The organism is Piscinibacter defluvii (genome assembly GCF_004011805.1).
GTDB lineage: Bacteria > Pseudomonadota > Gammaproteobacteria > Burkholderiales > Burkholderiaceae_C > Piscinibacter > Piscinibacter defluvii.
In genome coordinates, this window is record NZ_RCHJ01000112.1 from 1 (window position 1) to 1351 (window position 1351).

1 protein-coding gene is annotated in these 1351 nt (G+C 70.1%); it reads right to left on the minus strand.

What is annotated here, in order from left to right; all coding sequences use genetic code 11:
• Positions 1–1273: methyl-accepting chemotaxis protein (locus D9C15_RS33120; RefSeq protein ID WP_164886978.1), on the minus strand; the 1273-nt coding region annotated here is incomplete at its 3' end.
• Positions 1274–1351 lie beyond the last annotated feature (78 nt).

Below are 1351 nucleotides of genomic sequence, written 5' to 3' on the forward strand. Positions count from 1 at the left end.
CGGCCTGCTCGGTGCGGCCGGACAGGTCCTGGTTGCCGCTGGCGATCTCCGCGCTGGCGGTGTTGATCGATTCGACCGCGCCGCGCACCCCGGACAGCGTGGTGTGCAGCTGGCGGCGCATCGCCTCGACGTGGCGGATCAGGGCGCCGATCTCGTCGTCGCGCCGCGTCTCGAACGGGTGCGTCAGGTCGCCGCCGGCGATCGTGCCGATCGCTGCGCCGAGCTGCTGCAGCGGCCGGCCGACCCAGCGCCGCATCGTCCAGAACAGCCCGAGGCCGAGGCCGATCGCGGCCGCCGCGAGCAGCGCCCAGAACGGGATCAGCGTGGCCCAGTGGGTGCGCATCGCCTCTCGGTCGGAGACCTCGCTGACGATCCACCAGCCGGTCGTGCTGCTCTTGCGCAGCACCGCCCAGCGGTCGTCGCCCTGGCCGGCCAGCAGCGGCAGCGCGTGGCGCTCGAAGCCGTTTTCGGCCTTCTCGAGCCGGGCCAGGAAGTCCTCGGCGCCGGGCATCAGGTCCTTGACCTTCTTGCCGCGCGCGCTCGGGTGCGCCACGAACACCGCCTCGGCGGGCGACTTCTTCGGGTCGATCACGTAGGTGCCGCCGGTCTCGAAGAAGCTCGCCTGCGCGACCAGCCGGTCCAGCGAGGACTGGAAGGGGCTGAGGTCGAAGCCGATGAACAGCGCGCCGACCACCTTGCCGTCCTTGTCGCGCGCCGGCTCGTAGCGGGTCATGTACGGCTTGCCGAACAGCGTGGCCCGGCCCACGTAGGGCTCACCCTTCATCAGCAGCGCGTAGGCCGGATGGCCCTTGCCCAGCGGCGTGCCCATCGCGCGCTCGCCGTTCTCCTTCTTCAGCGAGGTGGTGATGCGCCAGAAGTCGTCGTCCTTGCGGCCGAACACCGTGGCCACGCCGCCGGTGAAGGAGGTGAACTGGTCGACGCTGCCGAACTGGCCGGCGATCGGTGCACCATAGCTCTTCAGGTCGCCGGTCTTCGGATCGTGTTCGAAGGTGGCGTCGAAGTCGCGCTTGAAGACGGCGAACAGGCGTTCGACCATCACCTTCGAGGTCATGTCGAACGCGTCGCTGGAATCGACCACCGACTGGGCCTTGTCGCCCACCCAGGTGACGATGCGCTCGCGCGAGCGGTCGGTGGCGACCACGCTCATCACGGCCGAGACGCCGAACAGCACCGCCGCCAGTGCCGCGGCACCCATCAGCGAGACGCGGCGCGCGATCGAGCCGCCGCTGCGGGGAATCAGGGTGGCGCTCATGGGCTGATCAGTGCGTGGCGGCGGCGTCGAACAGCCCCATGTCGGTGGAGGCCATGAGGGCCTCGATGTCCATGAGGA